This is a genomic window from Acetobacter tropicalis, from assembly GCF_001580915.1.
Taxonomy (GTDB): Bacteria; Pseudomonadota; Alphaproteobacteria; order Acetobacterales; family Acetobacteraceae; genus Acetobacter; species Acetobacter tropicalis.
In genome coordinates this window covers 1-2,759 of sequence record NZ_LHZQ01000091.1, presented here as the reverse complement: position 1 = coordinate 2,759, position 2,759 = coordinate 1, and the positions used below count along the sequence as shown (strand labels likewise).

At 53.9% G+C, this 2,759-nt stretch carries 3 protein-coding genes; 1 reads left to right on the top strand and 2 read right to left on the bottom strand.

What is annotated here, in order from left to right:
- Together AD944_RS17185 and AD944_RS00705 are read right to left on the bottom strand one after the other, a co-directional pair.
- Positions 1-256 (bottom strand): hypothetical protein (locus AD944_RS17185; RefSeq protein ID WP_211263316.1); only part of this gene is annotated, 256 nt, incomplete at its 3' end.
- 40 nt (positions 257-296) lie between these two features.
- A complete protein-coding gene (locus AD944_RS00705; RefSeq protein ID WP_006558650.1) occupies positions 297-1,796 on the bottom strand; it encodes an efflux transporter outer membrane subunit in 1,500 nt (499 codons plus the stop codon).
- Between the two features lie 165 nt (positions 1,797-1,961).
- Between AD944_RS00705 and AD944_RS00700 the strand changes: the two genes are divergently transcribed.
- On the top strand, positions 1,962-2,618 hold the full coding sequence (locus AD944_RS00700) for a TetR/AcrR family transcriptional regulator (RefSeq protein ID WP_006558649.1): 657 nt from the start codon (positions 1,962-1,964) through the stop codon (positions 2,616-2,618).
- Positions 2,619-2,759: the final 141 nt, after the last annotated feature.

The following is a 2,759-nucleotide window of genomic DNA, read 5'->3' as shown; positions in this document are numbered from 1 at the left end:
ACAAACACACCGTCAACAGACAAATGATACCTTGTGACAGATTTCTTACATCAGCCTTGCAAGATTTCTGTTTTTTGGCTGTTTTCCGCCATTTTTCATCAAAGAAAAAATGAAGGACCAAGTTGCCAAGCCACGACTCTGACTGGTGCCTGTGTAAGAAAGGATGCCTGAACGGCTCCTGCAAAAGGAATTGGTCTTTTTCACGAAGCCGTGAGATTTGACCCACCACGCCCTGTCTTGAACGAGAAACGGCCACTCAGAGAACTGAGTGGCCGTTTCATGAGCACTGAATGTGCTTATGCGTGCTGAGGCACTTTACCCGATTCAGGATAGGTTATTTCCCATCCTCCACCCAGAGCATTGTAGAGCCGCACCAGATTGTTGGAGATGAGCGATGCGCTGTCCGCCAGCTGGGTCTGGGAGGCAAGCACCCTGCGTTCAGCATCCAGAACCTGAAGGAAGCTGGTCAACCCATGCCGATACTGATCCTGCGCCAGATGAAGAGAGCGTTCATCAGCCGCGACCTGTGTTTTGAGCGACTGGTTACGCTTTTGCTCAGCTTCATACGCTGTGAGGGCGTTATCAACCTCACTCCATGCCTTCAGCACTGTCTTGCGGTATCTGAGCGCTGCTGTCTTCTGGGAAGCCTTCTTCATGTTGAGTTGCCCCGTCAGACGCCCTCCCTGGAAAATAGGGAGACTGATGGACGGACCGACGTTCCATGTTCTGGCGCTCCAGAACCCAAGGTCTCGGAACGAGAAGGACTGAAAGCCGAATCCGGCATCAATAGTAACCTTAGGATAGAAGTCCGCTTCCGCCTGCCCCACTTCGGCTGTGGCGGCATGCAGCTCGGCTTCTGCCTGCCGGATATCCGGACGACGATGCGCCAATTCTGACGGCAGCCCTACAGGCACTTCTGCCGGAACAGGAGGAATAGCGGGTGTCTGTTCCAGTTCTGCATTCAATGCTCCTGGTGGCGCACCCATCAGCAGATTGATGGCATTGATCTGCTGGGCAATCCGCTGCTCAAATTGGGGAATGCGGGCATTGGTGTCTTCCACCTGCGCGCGGGCGCTATCCACATCCAGTTCACTGACGAGGCCACTTTTATAGCGCGCCCCGCTAAGGGAGAGCATCTGACTGGCTGCATCTCTATTGGCCTTGGTGATACGCAACTGCTCCTGCAAGCCACGCAACGCCATATAGTCCTGTGCCAGTTCCGCCTGACGAGCAATGAGAATACCGCGCCGTTCTTCCATAGTCGCAGTCAGATACGCTTTTGCGGCTTCATACTGTCGGCGCACCCGCCCCCAGAGATCCACTTCCCAACTGGCCTGCAATCCGTCCTGCCACTGGTTCAGAAGAGGAATGGAGATGTCAGAAGACTGGGAGGATAGAAGGGCTCCCGCGCCTTCCGGCGCATTCTGGCCGATTCGTTCTACAATACGTTGCAACTGTTTGCTGCTGTACTGAGCTCGCTTGTAGGACCCCGTTGCCGCCAGATCAGGCAGGCGCTCGGCCCCTGCAATCAGCAACTGGCCACGACTAACGGCCAATTGTTCTGTGGCCTGCTGCACATCAAGGTTCTGCGCCGCCAGACGTTTTTCAAGAGATGTCAGTTCCGGATCATGGAAGGCAGACCACCATTCCGGATCAGGAGCCTGATTGCTTGGCACACTAAGATTACGGGACGCCCCTTCCAGTTTGGCATGCTGCCATTGTTCAGGCGTCCATGCAGCGGGCTTTTTGAAGTCCGGGCCAACCATGCACCCACCCAGCAGAAATGCCAGAACCATGGTGCTTGCGCCCCGCGCATACCGTTTAGCCACCCGTCTGCTCCCAATGTAAAGTCTGTCTATACCTAGAACCAATCTTGCGCTGACCGATCGGTTCGGTCAGCATGCTAACCTATCGTTTTTCAATGTTGCGTCAATCGTCATACTTGGGAATAACCATCTACCATGTCTGTTTCACTCCCCCCTTCCGCCATGCCGCCCAGCCAGTGCTCGGGGGAGTCTGAGGCCAAACGCCAGCAAATTCTGGATGGCGCGTTGGTCATTTTTGCCGCCCATGGATTTGAGGGGGCAAGCATGTCTGCCATTGCCCGCGAATCTGGCGTGTCAAAAGGCACTCTTTACAATTATTTTACCAACAAGGCAGATCTGTTCGCTGCATTTGTTGAGCATAATTGCCGCGAGAAGCTGCCGCTGGCACTGGCTCCTATTCAGCTTAATGAACCCGTGAAGGAAACCCTGACCGCGGTTGCGCGCGCCATGGTGCATCTGATTACCCTGCCAGAGAGCATCATGCTCTATCGGATCATCGTCTCCGAAGCGCCACATTTCCCGCACCTTGCCACCAGCTTCTGGCAACACGGCCCCAAAATTGCGATCGAAACCCTGGCAGGTTGGATTCAGCAGCAGGTTGAAAACGGCACGCTGGCGGTGGAGGACCCCACCTTTGCCGCTGAGCAGTTTTTCACGCTATGCCAGACACGCCTTGCGCATCGAAAACGCTTCAACATGCCATTTGAAAATGAGCCGGCGGACAAGGAAAAAGTAATCCATGCCGCTGTCCATATGTTTCTGGCGACATACGGCACCAATAAGTCCCACTGAATACTGTGCACTGAGCGCGTCAGACAGAGGATATAAAAAAACCTGCATGGTCAATTTCAACCATGCAGGTTTTTTAACGTCTTTCGCCCTTAAGCGAAAAACTTACTTCAGTTCTTCTGTAAGCTGAGGAACGATCTCGAA

Excerpts from the sequence above, each read along its gene's own strand:
- AD944_RS00705 (WP_006558650.1), bottom strand. The coding sequence starts at position 1,796 with ATGGTTCTGGCATTTCTGCTGGGTGGGTGCATGGTTGGCCCGGACTTC.
- AD944_RS00700 (WP_006558649.1), top strand. The coding sequence starts at position 1,962 with ATGTCTGTTTCACTCCCCCCTTCCGCCATGCCGCCCAGCCAGTGCTCG.